This is a genomic window from Chromobacterium haemolyticum DSM 19808 (assembly GCF_000711885.1).
In the GTDB taxonomy this organism is placed as follows: domain Bacteria; phylum Pseudomonadota; class Gammaproteobacteria; order Burkholderiales; family Chromobacteriaceae; genus Chromobacterium; species Chromobacterium haemolyticum.
The window spans coordinates 1-16,021 of the sequence record NZ_JONK01000011.1; the positions used below are offsets into that span (position 1 = coordinate 1).

The window sequence follows — 16,021 nt, forward strand, 5'->3', positions numbered from 1 at the left end:
GGCAAACTTTTCTCGACTAATGTCGCTTGGGTAGGATTTTCTCTTCACCAGCCCATTATCGCTCACAAAAAGATCGTAAACAGGTTCTTAGAGCCAGCGCAGCAAGCCATAGACTATGAAGCTGACCACAATGGCGAGCAGAGTCTTGCCGTTTTTCCACGCCACCGCGACGGCAACCAAGGTGCCGATCAGGTAGGCGTTGCCCAGCGACAGGTCGATGCGTCCGGCGGGAGCCAGGGCCATCGGCACCACCAGCGCCGACAGCACCGCCGCCGGGACATAGTGCAGCGCGCGGTTCAGCCAGTCCGGGAAAGCCAGCCGCTGACCGAACACCAGGAAGCTGGCGCGGATCATCAAGGTGGCCGCCAGCATGCCGAGTATCATCCACCAATGATTCATGCCGCCTCCTTGCGCTTGCCTTCCAGCAAGAATCCGGCGCCGACGCCCAGCAGCGCCGCCAGCATCAGATCCAGTTTGTAGGGGAGGCCGCGCGCCAACAGCGCGGTCAGGCCGGCTACCGTCGCGGCCGCCAGCGTGGGCCGTTTTTTCAATTGCGGCGCGACGATGGCGGCGAAGGTCGCCACCATGGCGAAGTCCAGCCCCAGTTGCGCCAACCCCGGCACTGAACGTCCCAGCAGCACGCCGGCCAGCGTCCATGCCTGCCAGTTGCCGTACATCGCCAGCGAAGAGCCCAGCCAATACCACTGGCCGCCGGCCGCGCCCTGGGTGCGGAAGCGGTGCTCGACCACGGCGAAGGTTTCGTCTGTGAGCCAGAACGCCAGCGGCCAGCGCCAGGCCAGCGGCCATTGCCGCGCGTAAGGCAGCAGGGTGGCGCTGTACAGCGCGTGGCGAAGATTGACCACGAAAGTGGTCAGCCACAGTACCGGCAGCGCGGCGCCGGCCGCCACCAGGCTGACGGCGATGAATTGCGAGGAGCCGGCGAAAACCAGCAGGGACATGGCTTGGGTCGTCAGCGGGCTGAGGCCGGCGGCGATGGCCAGGGTGCCGAAGATCACGCCGAAGGGCGCGGCGCCTATCAGCATGGGTAGGCTGTCGCGCGCGCCTTGCAATGCCCAGGCGACGGGGGTGGAGCTCGTCATCGGAACGGGTCCTTGCGGAAACGAAGTCTATTCATCATGCCGCCGAAACCAGTCGTCGTCTTGAACGATTTTGCAGGATGGGTTTGCGCTGTGGCCTGGCGCTTGCGCACTAGCGCGAGATGGGGCGCTGCGGTGGAGAAAAGCGTGGACAGACGTTCAGCGGCGCAGACCCAGCGCGCGTTGATAAGCCGCCGGCGCCAGCCCCACGGTGTGGCGGAAGGAGCGGGTGAGATGAGCCTGGTCGGCGAAGCCCAGGCTGAGCGCCACCGCGCCGGGCGTCTGGCCCTGAGCCAATAGCTGGCGCGCGCGGTTGACGCGCAACTGATTGCGCCAGGCCACCGGCGGCAGGCCGAAGTGCTCGCGGAACTGGCGGCATAGTTGCCAAGGCGAGAGCTGGGCCGCTTCCGCCAGCGCTTGCAGAGACAGGTTCTCGTTGATGGCGTCGGCCAGCATTTGCCGCGCCAGCTCCACCGCGCGCGGAGCGGCCGCGTGCATCTGGCCGCGCACCTGCATATGGCGTTGCAGCACCGCGCCGAATACCCGCTGCAAGGCGGATTCGCGCAACAGCCGGTCTTGGCTGCCGCGCAGTAGCCGGTGCAACTGGTCCAGGCCGACGGCCAGCGTAGCGTCCAGCACCACGGTGTCGCGAAAATAAGGCCGGGCGTGGGCGTCGCCGCTGATGTCGGCGGCCAGCCGCTGGAGGAAGTCCGCTGATGGATAGAAGCCGCGGTAGGCCCAGCCGCGCGCATCGGCGGTTTCACCGGTATGCACTTCGCCGGGATTGATCAGCACCAGCGCGCCGACGCCGGCGCGGTGGGTGCCGCCGCGGTGGCGGTAAGACTGTGCGCCCAGGGTTAATGCGTTGACTACGTATTCTTCATGGAAATGGGGCGGAAACACGCGCTGGGCGTAGCTGGCGTCCAGGCATTCCAACTGGCCGATATCGTCGGCGCGGAAGAAGTCGGAACGGTCGGACGCCTGATAAGACATGGCAGGGCGTCGCGGCCGGCCTCAGGAACCGGCCATGAAGGTGCGGATGCCGGAGCCGACGAATTGCACGCCAATGCAGATCAGCAAGAAACCCATCAGCCGCGTCATCACCTCGCGGCCGCCCCGGCCTAGGCGCTGGGCGATCAACTGCGAGGATTGCAGCGTCAACCACATGCCGAAGCAAGTGCCGCCGATGGCGGCGAAGGTCATCGCGAAGGCCAGCGCCTTGGCTGGCAGAGTCGTCAGTTCGGCAATCTCCGTGGAAATGCCGATGACCACGGCAATGGTGCCGGGCCCGCTGATGCCGGGCATGGCCAGCGGGAAGAAAGCGTAGTCCTCGCGCTCGCCGGTCTTGGGCGCGTTGCCCGGATCCTGCGACAGGAACAGCATGCGGTAGCCAAGCACGGCGACGACGAAGCCGCCGGAAATGCGCAGCGCGCCGTAGGAAATGCCGAAAGCGGACATGATCACGTTGCCGGCCAGCAGGCTGACCACCATGATGGCCGCCGCGAACACGCAGGCGCGGCGCGCCTGGTTGTCGCGCGCAGAGTCCGTCATTTCGCGGGTCAGGGTGATGAACAGCGGAATTTTGGATAGCGGGTTAGTGATGGTGATCAGGCTGAGTAGCCCGCCGAACAGGAATTGGAGCGACAACGTCTTGAGCATGGCACTACGCTGATGAAGCGAACATTACAATGGATGGACGCAGTCTGCCTGAGGCCGCGGGCCGGTGACAAGGGAAATTCTGCTAGGAGCCCCGCGGCGGGCGCGCGGCATGACATTGGCTGTGGCATTATGCCGCACGGCTGCTGTGGGCGGCTGTGCTAGAGTGCGGAAAACCCAAGGAGTTGATTATGCGAAAGACATTGAGCGCCCTGCTGGGCCTGTGCCTGCTGAGCGCCGGAGCGATGGCGCACGAATTCAAGCTGGGCGATATCAAGATCGGCCATCCGTGGAGCCGGGCAATGCCGGAAAGCAGCCCCACCGGCGGTGTTTATCTGTCGTTGAACAATCAGGGCAAGACCGCCGACAAGCTGCTGTCGGCCAGCACGCCGCGCGCGGCCAAGGCCGAATTGCACACCCATCTCAACGACAAGGGCGTGATGCGCATGCGCGAAGTGGCCGGCGGCGTGGCTGTGGCCGCGGGCCAGGAAGTCAAATTCGCGCCCGGCAGCTATCACGTGATGTTGATGGGGCTGAAGCAGCCGCTGCGCGTGGGCGACCGTTTCCCGCTGACCTTACGGTTCGAGAAGGCGGGCAGCGTAACCGTTGAAGTGGTGGTGGAAGACGGCGTCGCGGCGGCCGCCCCGGCAGAACACGCGCATTGATTCGCTAGGCGCGATCGTTTGCTACCGGTAACGTTGCGCCGAAGTTACATCGTGCAGCGCAGCAATCGGCGCGGGCTGGAGTAAATGCTTTACCCCGAGCCGGCGACTGGGCAGACTTGGCCTCGGGAATGTGTTGCGAACAAGACGTCATTGCCACTGCCGGCGCCCTGAACAAGGTCAAAACGCCAAGTCTGCACAAAGAGAGAAACGATGGAGGAGCGGGCGCTTGCGCCCGCACACAACAAAATCCAGGGACGCCGGCAGTTCCTTTCCCCTTCCATGATGTATGCTGTCAGCCATCTTGTTGCCGACTGCTTTTTCCCGCATGACTTCCTCTATTTCCCCCGCCAAAACTCCGCGCCTGAGCATTGAGTACTGCACCGGATGCCGCTGGCTGCTGCGCGCCGCCTGGATGGCGCAGGAGCTGCTGACCACCTTCGAGAAGGAATTGGCTGAAGTGGCCTTGCGGCCCGGCAGCGGCGGCGTGTTCCGCGTGGAGCTGGACGGAGAGCTGTTGTGGGACCGCAAGGCCGACGGTGGCTTCCCCGACATCAAGCTGCTGAAGCAGCGGGTGCGCGACCGGGTGGCGCCGCAGCGTTCGCTGGGTCATAGCGACGGCGCCGTTTCCTGATTCGGCTATCGCCATGAGCGAGCCGCTGCGCAAGATCATCCACGTCGATTGCGATTGTTTCTACGCCGCGATCGAGATGCGCGACGATCCCGCCTTGCGTCCCTTGCCGCTGGCGGTGGGCGGCCGGCCGGAAAGCCGCGGCGTCATCGCCACCTGCAATTACATCGCGCGACGCTACGGCGTGCGCTCGGCGATGTCGTCCGCGCGCGCGCTGCGCTTGTGTCCCGATTTGTTGATCTTGCCGCCTGACATGGCGCGCTATCGCGAGGCCAGCCAGAAGATCATGCGCATCTACGAGCGTTACACGCCCTTGATCGAGCCCTTGTCGCTGGACGAGGCCTATCTGGATGTGACTGGACAGCCGCACGAGCAGGGCAGCGCCACGCGAATGGCGGAGGCGATCCGCCGTCAGATTCGCGAGGAGGTGGGCATCACCGCCTCGGCCGGCATCGCGCCTAATAAATTCCTGGCCAAGGTGGCCAGTGATTGGAACAAGCCGGACGGGCAATTCCTGATCCGGCCTCAAGATGTGGCCGGCTTCGTCGCCGCCTTGCCGGTGGAGAAGATACACGGCGTGGGCCGGGTCACCGCGCAGCGGCTGAACGAATTGGGCATCCGGCGTTGCGGCGACATGCTGGCCTGGGAGCTGGCCGATCTGCTGCGCCACTTCGGCCGTTTCGGCGAGCGCCTCTACGAGCTGGCGCGTGGAGTGGATCCGCGGCCGGTGTCCACTGACCGCAGCCGCAAATCGATCAGTGTTGAGGAGACCTACGCGGTGGACCTGCCCGACGCCGCCGCCTGTCTGTCCAAGCTGCCGGAACTGATAGACCGGCTGAGCGCGCGCATCGCGCGCAGCGGCAACCCCGCGTTCAAAGGCTTGTCGGTCAAGCTCAAGTTCGACGATTTCAGCCAGACCACGGTGGAGCACGCCGGCGGACAGTTGTCGCCGGCGCGTTTTGGAGAATTGTTGCGGGTGGGGTTCGAGCGGGGCCGGCGGCCGGTGCGCTTGGTGGGCGTCGGCGTCAAGCTGGCGGACGAGCACGACCTGCCGCGTCAGTTGCGCCTGTTCGGCCGCGACGGCCGTCCGCTGCCGGACCAGCCGGCGGACGCTGTCGCGGGCGAGGCGGAGCCGCCTATGATAGACGCCGACCAGCCCCCGCAGAACAGATGAGGCCAGCCGGCGCAAGGCTGGATCAGGGGCGCTTGAAGTCGCCGGCGTAGACCTGGAGCAGTTGGGCCGGGTTGATGTGTTTGCGCAGCGCGGCGTTGACCTGCTCCACCGTCAGCGCGGCGATGGCGGTATCCACCTTGGCGTTGAACTCCATGCCGCGGCCGATTTGCAACTGGCCGTCCAGCGCGCCGCTCAGTGCGCCGTCCTGAGCGCGGGCGATTTCCCTTTCCTGTTGCAGCGCCTTCTTGGCGTCGGCCAGCTCGGTGGCGTTGACGCCGTCGCGGATGAAGCGCGTCAACTCCTCCGTCACCCCCTGTTTCAATTTTTCCAGATTCTGCGGCGCGTAAATGGCCACCAGGCTCAGGCTGGCCACCGGTTCGAAGCTGCCTGCCTTGAACTGGCTGCCGGCGTAGTAGCTGATGCCGTCCTTTTGGCGCAGGCGATCCAGCAGCCGTGATTTGACGCCGCCGCCCAGGATCTTGTTGGCGACCAGCATTGCCGGGTAGTCGGCGTCGCTGTCCCGCATCGCCAACGGCGCGGTGGCCAGGTAGAAGGCGTTGGCTTTGTCCTTGGCCTGCAGTTGTTGTTGGCCCGGCTTGGCCGGCGGCAGCAAGCTGGGCGCGCGGCTGTACGTCACGGGGCTATTCCAGCCGCCGAACAGCTTTTGCAGCTGGCTTTGCGCGGCTTTGGCGTCGAAGTCGCCGACGAGGGCGAAGCGGGCGTGGTTGGCGCCGTAGAACTGGCGGTGGAAGCGCTTGAGATCGTCCAGCTTGGCGGTTTTCAATTCGGCTGCGGCCTCGTCCAGCGTCGGACGGTAGCGCAGATCGCCCTTGCGATAGATGTTGAGCGCCTGGCCAACAGCCTGGGTGGCCATGGCCTGCGGCTCGTTGCGTTGGGCGTCGATGGCGGTCAGCCCCTCCTTGCGCAGCAGTTCGAATTCCCGTTCCGGGAAACTGGGCTGTTTTAGCAGGTCGGCGATCAGGTCCAGCAAGGCCGGCAGATACGTGCGGGTGGTTTCAAAGTCCACGTTCACCTCCTGACCGGAGCCGGAGATGCTGAGCTTGGCTTTCAATTGGTCCAGGCGATTGCTGATTTCTGCGCGGCTGAGCTTGCCGCTGCCGCGTTCCAGCATGTCGGCTGCGAGGCTGGGCACGGCGCCGAGTCCGAACAGGCTTTTCTCGTCGCCGAAGGCGAGGCTGAAGCTGCCGTTAACGGTTTCTCCGCGGGTTTTCTTGGCCAGCAAGGCCAGTTTGGCGCCGTTGGCGAGCGTCGTTTTCACGGTGCGGGCGTCGATGTTGGCTGGGCTGGGATCGAAGGCCTCGCCCTGGCTGATTGCTGCGCGGCCCTTGTAGCCGTCCACCAGCTTGGCCACGTCCGGCGTGGCCGGGATCACGCTGCGGTCCGGTTTGGCGGTGGGCACGAACTGGCCGTAGGTGCGGTTGGACGGCTTGAAGTAGTTCTCCGCGGCCCGTTCCACGTCTTTGGCGCTTAGCGCCTCGATGCGGTCGCGGGTCAGGAAGAATAGCCGCCAATCTCCCTTGGCGATAGCCTCGGACATTTCCACCGCCAGCTGCTGCGGGTCGTTAAGGGTCTTGTCGATATCGTTGAGCAGGCTGGCCTTGGCGCGCTTGAGTTCGGCTTCGGTCACCGGCTTGTTCTTGAAGCCCTCGATGGCGGCGAGCATGGCCTGGCGCGTATCGGCCAGTTTCTGGCCCTTGTTCAACTCTGCCCAAAAAATGATGTAGCCGGGTTCTGCCAGCGCGAACGGCCAGGCCTCGACGCCGACGGCTTTCTTGCCGCCCACCAGCGCCTGGTACAGCCGGCCGTTGGGGGTGCTGGCCAGGATGTCGGCCAGGACGAGGATGGCCGCCGCGTCCGGGTGGCTGCCGGCGGAGATCGGGTACAGCACCGCGGCCAGTTGGGTGTCGCCGACGCGCTCCACCGTCAGCTCACGCGCGCCGTCGCGCTGCGGTTCCTCGGTCCAGGTTGGCGTCAGTTGGCGCTGCGGCTTGGCGATCTTGCCGAATGTCTGCCGGACGACGTCCAGCGTCGCCGCCGGGTCGAACTTGCCGCTGATCATCAGTACCGCATTGTCCGGCTGATAGTACTTGCGGTAGAAGGCCTGCAGATTGTCGATGCGGACTTTCTCCACGTCCGAGCGCGCGCCTATGGTGTTGTGGCCGTAGTTGTGCCAGTCGTAGCTGACCGCGGTCATCTGCTTCCACAGCACGCGGCGGGGATTATTCTCCCCCATCTCCATTTCATTGCGCACCACCGAGAACTCGGTGTCCAGATCGCTTCTGGCGATCTTGCTGTTGACCATGCGGTCTGCTTCCATCTCCAGCGCCCAGCGAAGGTTGTCGTCGTTGGCTGGGAAGGTTTCGTAGTAGTTGGTGCGATCCAGGAAGGTGGTGCCGTTGAACTGCATGCCGCGCTTGCCCAGTTCCTGCATCAGGTTGCCGCTGGTGGGCGTGCCCTTGAACAGCATGTGCTCCAGCAAATGGGCCATGCCGGTTTCGCCGTAGCTTTCGTGGCGGCTGCCCACCAGATAGGTGATGTTGACGGTGGTGGTGGGCTTGGAGGCGTCCGGGGCCAGCAGGACCCGCAGGCCGTTGGGCAACCGGTATTCGGTGATGCCTTCCACGCTGGTGTAGGCTTGCAGCTGGCTTTGGCTGGCGGAGACGGGTTCGGCGGCGATGGCCGGCAGGGCGTGGCCCAGGGACAGGGCGAGCAGCAGGCTCAGGGTCTTGATGCGCATGCGTTGGCGTTTCCTCTGCGTAGATGAGGGCGGCGGCGCGCGGCGGCGCCGGAATTCTATAGGCTTGCGATTTTGCTTGCTTTCGTCAAGCCGGAAGCATTTCTGGCATGACGTCAGTCGCGTGCAGACAGAATAGGCCGGCGCGGCGGGGAATTGGTTCCCGCCGCGGGGTTTGGAAAGAGAAGGTTCTCAGCGTTTCAGATTGCTGATGCTCATCAGCATGCCCATGCCGACGAACAGGGTGACGGTGGCGGTGCCGCCGTAGGACATGAAGGGCAGCGGCACGCCCACCACGGGCAGGATGCCGGACACCATGCCCATGTTGACGAAGGCATAGACGAAGAAGGACATCGTGATGGAGCCGGCCATCAGCCGGCCGTACAGCGTTTGCGCGCTGGCGGTGATCATCATCGCGCGGCTGAGCACCAGCAGATAGAGCACCAGCAGAAGCACATTGCCGGCCAGGCCGAACTCCTCCGAGTACACGGCGAAGATGAAGTCCGTGGTCCGCTCCGGGATGTAATCGAGGTGGGTCTGAGTGCCGTTGAGCCAGCCCTTGCCCCAGGGGCCGCCGGAGCCGATGGCGATCATGGACTGGATGATGTGGTAGCCGTCGCCCAAGGGGTCGGTGGTGGGGTCTATCATAGTCAGCACCCGGCGTCGCTGGTAGTCGTGCAGTAGGTTCCAGACGATGGGCAGGCTGGCGGCGCCCAGGCCGATGCCGGCGAAGATCACTTTCCACGGCAGGCCGGCGAAGAACAGCACGAACAGGCCGGCGGCGGCGATCAGCAGCGTGGTGCCCAGATCCGGCTGCTTCAGCACCAGTGCGCTGGGCACGGCCATCAGCAAGGCGGCCACTAGGTAGTGCCACCAGCGCATTGATAGTTCGTATTTCTGGAAGAACCAGGCCAGCATCATCGGCAACGCGATCTTCATGATTTCGGACGGCTGGATGCGGGTAATGCCCAGTTCCAGCCAGCGGGTGGAGCCGTTGACGGTGACGCCCTTGAAGTGGACGGCCAGCAGCAGCAGCACGCCCAGCCCGTAGATGGGCGGCGCGAAGTTCATGATGCTTTGCGGCCGCATGCGGGCGATGATCCACATGATGATCAGCGACAGGCTGGTGTAGATCAGTTTGTTGTCTATCTTGTCGAAGGACTGGTTGTTGGCCGAGTACAGCAGCACCATGCTGACCACGAAGATCATGCCCAGGAACAGCATCAGCCAGCCGTCCAGCGGTTCTTGGATCTGTTGCCAGACGCGTTTAATTAGAGAGGTCTGCATTGTCGTTGGCGGTGTCGGTGGGCATGGTCTTCAGCGTGCCTTCGATGTCTTTCGGCACCTTGCCCAGCAAGTAGTAATCGAACAGCGCGCGCACGATGGGCGCGGCGGCGGCGGCGCCGAAGCCGGCGTTCTCCACGATCACCGCCACGGCGATGCGGGGCTTGTCCACCGGGGCGAAGGCGATGAACCAACTGTGGTCGCGGTATTGCTCGGCCAGGGCGGAGGCGTTGTACTTGGCGCCCTGCTTGATTTGCACGACTTGGGCGGTGCCGGTCTTGCCCGCCATCGAGTACTGCAGGCCCACGCCCAGCCGCGCGCCGGTGCCGCGCGTCATCACGCCTTCCATGCCGCGCTTCACGTATTCGAAGTTTTCCGGTTTGAACGGAACCTGGCGGGTGGGCATCGGTTCAATGATGCGCGCTTTGCCGCTGCGGGTATCCACCACCTGCTGCACCAAGTGCGGTTTGAACACTTGGCCGTCGTTGGCCATGATGGCGGTGGCGTTGGCCATTTGCAGCGGAGTGTAGGCGTTGAAACCCTGTCCAATGCCGATGCTGACCACATCGGCCGGATACCAGCGGCGGAATTCTTCCTTGTAGCGGGCAAAGCGGCGCGCTTTCCATTCCTTGGACGGCAGCACGCCGATGGACTCGCCGTCCAGGTCGATGCCGCTCTTGCTGCCCAGGCCGAACTGCGCCAGTGCCGGGTGGATCTTGTCTATGCCCATGTCCCAGGCCAGCTTGTAAAAGAAGGTGTCGCTGGAGACTTCGATCGCGCGCTGCAGATTGATCATGCCGTTGCCGGCTTTCTTGCTGTCGCGGAACTGGTGGCTGGAGCCGGGCAGGGTGAAATAGCCCGGCGCGGGACGGATGTCGCGCATGCCGATGGCGTGGTTTTCCAGCGCGGCCATCGCCATGAAGGGCTTGAAGGTGGAACCGGGCGGGTAGGTGCCGCGCAGCGCGCGGTTGATCATCGGTTTCTGCCAGTCGTTGTTCAGGTTGGTCCAAGTCTGGGTGTCGATGCCGTCGATGAATAGATTGGGATCGAAGCCCGGCTTGGACAGGAAGGCGAGCACGCCGCCGGTGGACGGCTCTATCGCCACCAGCGCGCCGCGGCGGTTGCCGAAGAGCTTGTCCGCCATCTCCTGCAGCCGAATATCCAGCGCTAGTTTCAGGGTGTTGCCGTTGACCGGCGGCGTGCGCCGCAGCGAACGCACCGCGCGTCCTCCGGAATCGGTTTCCACTTCCTCGAAGCCGACCTTGCCGTGCAGATCGTCCTCGTACACCGCCTCCAGGCCCGTCTTGCCAATGTAATTGGAGCCTTTGTAATTGGCGGTTTTTTCTTCTTCTTCCAACCTTTCCTTGTCGCGCTGGTTGATGCGGCCGATATAACCGAGCACATGGCTGGTCATTTCTTTGAACGGATAGTCGCGGAACAGCCGCGCCTTGACTTCCACGCCAGGGAAGCGCCAGGCCTGGGCGGCGACCCGAGCGGCTTCTTCTTCGCTGAGTTTGGTTTTCAGCGGGATGGATTCGAAGTTTTTGCTTTCAATCAGCAGGCGTTTGAACTGGCGCTCGTCACGCGGGGTGATCTCCACCAGCTTGCGCAGCTCGGCCTCGGTGGCGGCCAGGTCCGGGATCTTGCTGGGCGTCAGCTCCAGCGTGTAGGCGGAGTAGTTCTGCGCCAGCACCACGCCGTTGCGGTCCAGAATCAGGCCGCGGTTGGGCAGGATGGGCACCAGCGAAATGCGGTTGTTCTGAGCCAGCGTGGAAAAGTGTTCGTGCTGCAGCACTTGCAGCCAGATGAAACGCGTGAGCAATACCAGAAACATCAGCACGATCAACGCGTAAGCGACGATCAAGCGCAGCTGGAACTGGCTGTCTTCGGCCTGCGGGTTCTTGAAACGGGTGGGTTGAGGCATGGACGGTCCGCGGCGCTACACCGCGTTGTGGCGGTAGGGCATCAGCATCAGCTTGGTCAGCAACGGCCATAGCAGGGCGCCGATCAAGGGCGGCAGGAAGTAACCCCAGCCGACGAAGGCGGAGCCGGTGAGCATGCGCACCACCACCATGATGATCTGGTTGGTCAGCAACAGGCCCAGCACCACCAGCGTTTGCTGGCCCAGGTTGAACATCACCACCTGGCGCTGGCGCGCGAGCGCCAGGTAAGCGGTGATTGAATAGGCCAGCGCGTGTTGGCCGAACAGGCCGGCGGTGGAAATGTCGGCCACCAGGCCCAGCAAGAATGCGGTGCCGATATTGACCCGGCGCGGCTGGTTGATCACCCAGTACAGGATCAGCATGCCGATGAAGTCCGGCAGCCAGCGCGTGCTGCCGTGCGGCAGCGGGATCAGTTCGATCAGGACGGCGAAGATGAAGGTGAACAGGATGAAGCGGCGCTTCACCGGTTTGAGCAGTTCCTTGGGGCGCTCGAACGTCATCGGGGCTTACTCCTCGGCGGCGGCTTTCTTGCCGCCCCTGCTCTTTTTGACGATGGGGGCCGGTTCCGGCGGGCGCGGGGGCGCCTGCTTTTCGCCCAGCACCAGCATGTAGCGGGTTTGCTGCACGCCGGCCAGGGGCGAGGTGGCGATGCGTGCGAAGGTGGCGCCTTGGTTTCGCTCCACCCGGGTCACGCGGGCCACCGGGATGCCGGCGGGATAAACGCCGTCCACGCCGGAGGTGACGATGTGATCGCCGTCCTTGATGTCGGCGCTTTGCGGCAGATAGCGGATTTCCACGCCGCCGCCGTAGCCGTACAGGATGGCGCGCTGGCCGGTGCGGGCCACCATGACCGGTACCATCTGGTTCTTGTCTATGACCAGAGTGACTTCCGCGGTCAGCGGCTGCACCCGGGTGACTTGGCCTAGCAGGCCGGTGGCGTCCACGACCGGCTGGCCGGCCTTCAGGTTGGCGTCGCTGCCTTTGTCGATGATGATTTTGTAGGAAAACGGATCGCGGCCGGTATACAGCGTTTCGGCCATCTGCGCCTGTTGGTGATAGCTGGACTTGATGCCGTTGAGCTTGCGCACTTCGTCCAGTTCCCGTTGCAGGGTTTGCAGCCGCGACAGTTGCGCCGACATTTCCAGCTGGCGCACGCGCAAGGCGGTGTTTTCCTGTTTCAGTTCAGTTTGGGAGCTGAGAAAGTCGCTGACGTGGCGCATCGCCTGCGCGGGCATGTTCACCGCGCGCTGTACGGGGTAGAGCGCCAGCGAAGTGGCTTCGCGCGCCTGTTCCATCAGGCCGAAATAGCTGTCGCCGACCAGGAGCGCCACCGAGGCGGCCACGGCCATGGCCAAGCGCGCGCCGGGCGGCGGCCCGGAGCGAAAAAAGCTGGGGGTGTTGGCAAAGTCCATCGGCTCAGACCTCGCCCCTTGACACGGGGCGCTGTGCTTCAAAAACGGGCGCGCTTGCCGCGCGCCCGCCATCATCGCTTGCGTTACGAGCGACCGCCGCCGCAGGAGCCGGGCTCAGGCGGGCGTCGGCCGTTCCGGTTTAAGGGACGTTGGTGAAAATAGTGCCAATCTTGTCCATTTTCTCCAGCGCCTTGCCGGAGCCGCGCACCACGCAGGTCAGCGGTTCTTCGGCCACGAACACCGGCAGGCCGGTTTCTTCGGCCAGCAGGCGGTCGATGTCTTTCAGCAGCGCGCCGCCGCCGGTCAGCACCATGCCCTTGTCGGCGATGTCGGCGCCCAGTTCCGGCGGAGTTTGTTCCAGCGCGATCTTCACCGCGGACACGATCTGATTCAGCGGCTCGGTCAGCGCTTCCAGGATTTCGTTGGACGACACGGTGAAGGCGCGCGGAATGCCTTCGGCCAGGTTGCGGCCCTTGACTTCCATTTCGCGGACTTCGGCGCCTGGGAAGGCGGAGCCGATGGTCTTCTTGATTTCCTCGGCGGTGGTTTCGCCGATCAGCATGCCGTAGTTGCGGCGGATGTAGTTGATGATGGCTTCGTCGAACTTGTCGCCGCCCACGCGGACGGAGTTGGAATACACCACGCCGCCCAGCGAGATCACGCCGACCTCGGTGGTGCCGCCGCCGATGTCCACCACCATGGAGCCGGTGGGTTCCTCAACCGGCAGGCCGGCGCCGATGGCGGCCGCCATCGGCTCTTCGATCAGTTCCACGCGGCGCGCGCCGGCGGCCAGCGCCGAGTCGCGGATCGCCTTGCGCTCCACCTGGGTGGAGCCGCAGGGCACGCAGATCACGATGCGGGGGCTGGCGGCGAAGAAGCGGTTGGGGTTCACCTTCTTGATGAACTGCTTGAGCATCTGTTCGGTGACGGTGAAGTCGGCGATCACGCCGTCCTTCATCGGGCGGATCGCCTGGATGCTGCCCGGGGTGCGGCCCAGCATGCGCTTGGCTTCCAGGCCCACGGCCAGGATGGATTTCTTGTTGGTGGGCGCGTCGCTGTGAATGGCGACAACAGAGGGCTCGTCCAGCACGATGCCTTTGGCGCGCATGTAGATGAGGGTGTTGGCTGTGCCAAGGTCAATGGCGAGGTCGTTGGAGAAGTATCCGGTCAGCGAACGAAACATTGGGCGATCCTGGTCAGTTTTCGTCATGTGGCGGACGCGCCGTCGCGTCCGCGTTTAATCTGTTGTTTGTTGTCTACTCGTACGACCCGAGTCTACCCGCCGCGTGGCAAAACGACGCTTGGCGCCCACTGGGCGACACCGGCTAAGCGGCTTCGCCCGGCTGGCCTTGCGCATCGTTTTCCGACGCTGTGTCGGGTTGATGAGGCCTGCACGATCCGGCCCCGGCGCGGCGGCTTGCCGCCTGTCGGCCGCGCGGTGAAAGCGCTGCCGAAATAACGCCGTGGCGTGATGTCGATCTTGGGAGAATCAAGCGGGCTATGATACCCTATAACGCTTGAAATATTAAAGGTTTTGAACGAGGACACCATGTCGCTGACGCATCAGGATGTCGCACGAATTGCCAAGCTTGCCCGCATCAATGTCAATGAAGCGGAAATTGCCGCGACAAGCAAGCAACTCAATAATATTTTTGGCCTGATCGAACAGATGCAAGCGGTGAACACCGACGGCATCGAGCCGATGGCCCATCCGCAGGATGTCTCTTTGCGTTTGCGCGAAGATATCGTTACCGAAACCAATCAGCGCGAAGCTTTCCAGGCCGTGGCCCCGCAAGTGGAAAAGGGCTTGTTCCTGGTTCCCAAGGTCATCGAGTGATGCTCTGATTGCCTGCGCCGGTTTAGGTTCCCTCCCGCGCGGGAGGCCGGCGCCGGTCGCTGTCTGAAAGGACGGCGGCGCCATTCCCGGATAGCTAAAGATTCCATTTGAAATGACACAGTCTACTTTAAAGCAACTGTCGCGGCAGCTGGCGGCCAAGGAAGTCTCCAGCGTTGAGCTGGCCACCCAATATCTGGATCGGATCGAGGTGCTGAACCCGGCGCTCAACGCGCTGGTCACCGTCGACCGGGCCAAGACCCTGGCCGAGGCCGCGGCCGCCGACGCGCGCATCGCCGCCGGCGACGCCCATGCGCTGACCGGCGTGCCCATCATCCACAAAGATCTGTTCTGTCAGCAGGGCTGGAGAACCAGCTGCGGCTCCAAGATGCTGGACAACTTCGTGTCGCCGTACAGCGCTCACGTGGTTGAGCAATGTCAGGCCGCCGGCCTGGTGACGCTGGGGCGCGCCAATATGGACGAGTTCGCGATGGGTTCGTCCAACGAGAACTCCTTCTACGGCGCCGTGAAAAATCCCTGGGACCAGAAGGCGGTGCCGGGCGGCAGTTCCGGCGGTTCCGCCGCCGCCGTGGCCGCACGGCTGACGCCGGTGGCCACCGCCACCGACACCGGCGGCTCCATCCGCCAGCCGGCTTCCCATTGCGGCGTTACCGGCATCAAGCCGACTTACGGCGTGGTGTCCCGATACGGCATGGTGGCCTACGCCTCCTCGCTGGACCAGGGCGGCCCGATCGCGCAGACCGCCGAGGACTGCGCGTTGATGTTGAATGTGATGGCCGGCTTCGACCAACGCGACTCCACCAGCCTGGAGCGCGCCCGCGAAGACTACGCCCGCGATCTGAATCAGCCGCTGGCCGGCCTCAAAGTGGGCCTGCCGCGCGAATACTTCGCCGCCGGCCTTAGCGCCGACGTGGCGCGCGCCGTGGACGAGGTGGTGGCGGTGTTGAAGAAGCAGGGCGCGCAGGTGGTGGAAATCAGCCTGCCCAATACCGAGCTGTCCATTCCGGCCTACTACGTGATCGCGCCGGCCGAGGCGTCCACCAATTTGTCGCGCTACGACGGCGTGCGCTACGGCCATCGCGCCGCAGAGTACAAGGACCTGGTGGACATGTACGAGAAGACCCGCGCCGAAGGGTTCGGCAGCGAGGTCAAGCGCCGCATCCTGGTGGGCAGCTATGTGCTGTCGCACGGCTATTACGACGCCTATTACCTCAAGGCCCAGAAGATCCGCCGTCTGATCGCCAACGATTTCAAGGCCGCCTTCGAGCAGTGCGACGTGATCCTGGGGCCGGTGGCGCCGACCGTGGCCTTCGACATCGGCGCGATGAACGACGATCCGGTGCAGATGTATCTGTCCGACATCTACACGCTGTCGGTGAACCTGGCCGGTCTGCCGGGCATGAGCGTGCCAGCCGGCTTCAGCGCCAATGGCCGTCCTATCGGCTTGCAGATCATCGGCAATTACTTCGGCGAAGCCAAGATGTTGAATGTCGCGCATCAGTTCCAGTTGGCCACCGATTGGCATAGCCGCGCGCCGGTGCTGTGAAGCCGG

15 protein-coding genes are annotated in these 16,021 nt (G+C 64.1%); 5 read left to right on the plus strand and 10 right to left on the minus strand.

The window, feature by feature from the left end:
- Positions 1-87: 87 nt before the first annotated feature.
- The 4 genes from BR71_RS08015 to BR71_RS08030 form a co-directional block, all read right to left on the minus strand.
- Positions 88-399 carry an AzlD domain-containing protein gene (locus BR71_RS08015; RefSeq protein WP_043635445.1) on the minus strand — a complete coding sequence of 104 codons (312 nt, stop codon included), beginning with the start codon at positions 397-399 and terminating at the stop codon, positions 88-90.
- Positions 396-1,100, minus strand: coding sequence for an AzlC family ABC transporter permease (locus BR71_RS08020; RefSeq protein WP_019103919.1), 705 nt, complete (start codon positions 1,098-1,100; stop codon positions 396-398). Before BR71_RS08020 ends, BR71_RS08015 begins: the two co-directional genes overlap by 4 nt.
- A 156-nt stretch (positions 1,101-1,256) precedes the next feature.
- Positions 1,257-2,090, minus strand: coding sequence for an AraC family transcriptional regulator (locus BR71_RS08025; RefSeq protein WP_043635448.1), 834 nt, complete (start codon positions 2,088-2,090; stop codon positions 1,257-1,259).
- Positions 2,091-2,111: 21 nt separating this feature from the next.
- Positions 2,112-2,756, minus strand: coding sequence for a MarC family NAAT transporter (locus tag BR71_RS08030; RefSeq protein ID WP_043592391.1), 645 nt, complete (start codon positions 2,754-2,756; stop codon positions 2,112-2,114).
- Between the two features lie 188 nt (positions 2,757-2,944).
- On the opposite strand from BR71_RS08030, the gene BR71_RS08035 reads away from it, so the two are divergent.
- The 3 genes from BR71_RS08035 (at position 2,945) to dinB (ending at position 5,220) form a co-directional block, all read left to right on the plus strand.
- Complete coding sequence (locus tag BR71_RS08035; RefSeq protein ID WP_043592390.1) at positions 2,945-3,418, plus strand: copper chaperone PCu(A)C; 474 nt, start codon at positions 2,945-2,947, stop codon at positions 3,416-3,418.
- 325 nt (positions 3,419-3,743) lie between these two features.
- Positions 3,744-4,049 carry an Rdx family protein gene (locus tag BR71_RS08040; protein WP_043635691.1) on the plus strand — a complete coding sequence of 102 codons (306 nt, stop codon included), beginning with the start codon at positions 3,744-3,746 and terminating at the stop codon, positions 4,047-4,049.
- Between the two features lie 13 nt (positions 4,050-4,062).
- Entirely contained in the window at positions 4,063-5,220 is a 1,158-nt protein-coding gene (dinB, locus tag BR71_RS08045; RefSeq protein ID WP_081862601.1) for a DNA polymerase IV, read from the plus strand.
- A 22-nt stretch (positions 5,221-5,242) separates the two neighbouring features.
- On the opposite strand, the gene BR71_RS08050 is transcribed toward dinB, so the two are convergent.
- The 6 genes from BR71_RS08050 to BR71_RS08075 form a co-directional block, all read right to left on the minus strand.
- Positions 5,243-7,978 (minus strand): M16 family metallopeptidase, encoded by a 2,736-nt coding sequence (locus tag BR71_RS08050; RefSeq protein WP_043635451.1) that lies wholly within the window; start codon positions 7,976-7,978, stop codon positions 5,243-5,245.
- Between the two features lie 189 nt (positions 7,979-8,167).
- A complete protein-coding gene (gene rodA, locus BR71_RS08055; protein ID WP_043635455.1) occupies positions 8,168-9,262 on the minus strand; it encodes a rod shape-determining protein RodA in 1,095 nt (364 codons plus the stop codon).
- On the minus strand, positions 9,243-11,183 hold the full coding sequence (gene mrdA / locus BR71_RS08060) for a penicillin-binding protein 2 (RefSeq protein ID WP_043635458.1): 1,941 nt from the start codon (positions 11,181-11,183) through the stop codon (positions 9,243-9,245). Before mrdA ends, rodA begins: the two co-directional genes overlap by 20 nt.
- A gap of 15 nt (positions 11,184-11,198) precedes the next feature.
- Positions 11,199-11,702 carry a rod shape-determining protein MreD gene (gene mreD, locus BR71_RS08065; protein ID WP_019101651.1) on the minus strand — a complete coding sequence of 168 codons (504 nt, stop codon included), beginning with the start codon at positions 11,700-11,702 and terminating at the stop codon, positions 11,199-11,201.
- A gap of 6 nt (positions 11,703-11,708) precedes the next feature.
- Complete coding sequence (gene mreC / locus BR71_RS08070; RefSeq protein WP_043635462.1) at positions 11,709-12,614, minus strand: rod shape-determining protein MreC; 906 nt, start codon at positions 12,612-12,614, stop codon at positions 11,709-11,711.
- Between the two features lie 139 nt (positions 12,615-12,753).
- Positions 12,754-13,797 carry a rod shape-determining protein gene (locus BR71_RS08075; protein ID WP_043592385.1) on the minus strand — a complete coding sequence of 348 codons (1,044 nt, stop codon included), beginning with the start codon at positions 13,795-13,797 and terminating at the stop codon, positions 12,754-12,756.
- A 366-nt stretch (positions 13,798-14,163) separates the two neighbouring features.
- Between BR71_RS08075 and gatC the strand changes: the two genes are divergently transcribed.
- Both gatC and gatA read left to right on the plus strand, forming a co-directional pair.
- Positions 14,164-14,451 (plus strand): Asp-tRNA(Asn)/Glu-tRNA(Gln) amidotransferase subunit GatC, encoded by a 288-nt coding sequence (gene gatC / locus BR71_RS08080; RefSeq protein WP_043592439.1) that lies wholly within the window; start codon positions 14,164-14,166, stop codon positions 14,449-14,451.
- Between the two features lie 112 nt (positions 14,452-14,563).
- The gene (gene gatA / locus BR71_RS08085) at positions 14,564-16,015 is read left to right on the plus strand and encodes an Asp-tRNA(Asn)/Glu-tRNA(Gln) amidotransferase subunit GatA (protein WP_043635466.1); all 1,452 of its coding nucleotides are present in this window, start codon (positions 14,564-14,566) and stop codon (positions 16,013-16,015) included.
- Positions 16,016-16,021 lie beyond the last annotated feature (6 nt).

What these genes read in the sequence shown, in the direction of transcription:
- dinB (WP_081862601.1), top strand. Translation starts at nt 4,063, where the DNA reads ATGAGCGAGCCGCTGCGCAAGATCATCCACGTCGATTGCGATTGTTTC.
- BR71_RS08030 (WP_043592391.1), bottom strand. Translation starts at nt 2,756, where the DNA reads ATGCTCAAGACGTTGTCGCTCCAATTCCTGTTCGGCGGGCTACTCAGC.
- rodA (WP_043635455.1), bottom strand. Translation starts at nt 9,262, where the DNA reads ATGCAGACCTCTCTAATTAAACGCGTCTGGCAACAGATCCAAGAACCG.
- BR71_RS08015 (WP_043635445.1), bottom strand. Translation starts at nt 399, where the DNA reads ATGAATCATTGGTGGATGATACTCGGCATGCTGGCGGCCACCTTGATG.
- gatA (WP_043635466.1), top strand. Translation starts at nt 14,564, where the DNA reads ATGACACAGTCTACTTTAAAGCAACTGTCGCGGCAGCTGGCGGCCAAG.
- mreC (WP_043635462.1), bottom strand. Translation starts at nt 12,614, where the DNA reads ATGGACTTTGCCAACACCCCCAGCTTTTTTCGCTCCGGGCCGCCGCCC.
- mrdA (WP_043635458.1), bottom strand. Translation starts at nt 11,183, where the DNA reads ATGCCTCAACCCACCCGTTTCAAGAACCCGCAGGCCGAAGACAGCCAG.
- BR71_RS08020 (WP_019103919.1), bottom strand. Translation starts at nt 1,100, where the DNA reads ATGACGAGCTCCACCCCCGTCGCCTGGGCATTGCAAGGCGCGCGCGAC.
- BR71_RS08050 (WP_043635451.1), bottom strand. Translation starts at nt 7,978, where the DNA reads ATGCGCATCAAGACCCTGAGCCTGCTGCTCGCCCTGTCCCTGGGCCAC.
- gatC (WP_043592439.1), top strand. Translation starts at nt 14,164, where the DNA reads ATGTCGCTGACGCATCAGGATGTCGCACGAATTGCCAAGCTTGCCCGC.
- BR71_RS08025 (WP_043635448.1), bottom strand. Translation starts at nt 2,090, where the DNA reads ATGTCTTATCAGGCGTCCGACCGTTCCGACTTCTTCCGCGCCGACGAT.
- BR71_RS08040 (WP_043635691.1), top strand. Translation starts at nt 3,744, where the DNA reads ATGACTTCCTCTATTTCCCCCGCCAAAACTCCGCGCCTGAGCATTGAG.
- BR71_RS08075 (WP_043592385.1), bottom strand. Translation starts at nt 13,797, where the DNA reads ATGTTTCGTTCGCTGACCGGATACTTCTCCAACGACCTCGCCATTGAC.
- mreD (WP_019101651.1), bottom strand. Translation starts at nt 11,702, where the DNA reads ATGACGTTCGAGCGCCCCAAGGAACTGCTCAAACCGGTGAAGCGCCGC.
- BR71_RS08035 (WP_043592390.1), top strand. Translation starts at nt 2,945, where the DNA reads ATGCGAAAGACATTGAGCGCCCTGCTGGGCCTGTGCCTGCTGAGCGCC.